We start from the raw sequence: 344 nt of genomic DNA on the forward strand, positions 1-344 counted from the left end.
AGGCGGCGCGCCGGCTGGCCCGGCTGCTGCGCCGCCCGATGTGGCTGGCGGGCGCGGCGGCCCTGGTGGCGTCCGCCGTGCTCCAGGCGGGCGCGCTGGCGGCCGGCCGGCTGTCGGTGGTGCAGCCGCTGCTGGCCGCCGAGCTGCTGTTCACCCTGGTGGCGGGCAGCGTCGTGTTCGGCCACCGGCCCGGGGGGCGGACGTGGCTGTCGTTCCTGGCGCTGGCCGCCGGGCTCGCCCTCTTCCTGGCCGCCGCGGCGCCGACGGCGGGCGGGGCCACGGCCCAGGCCGGGCGGTGGGCGCCGGCCGGGGCGTGCGCGGCGGTCGCGGTGGCCGCGCTGGCG

1 pseudogene is annotated in these 344 nt (G+C 83.4%); it reads left to right on the forward strand.

Features of this window, described 5'->3' with window-relative positions:
• Positions 1-344: pseudogene (locus RKE29_RS30615) on the forward strand (hypothetical protein); the annotation flags it as partial.

Source organism: Streptomyces sp. B1866, from assembly GCF_031932565.1.
GTDB lineage: Bacteria > Actinomycetota > Actinomycetes > Streptomycetales > Streptomycetaceae > Streptomyces.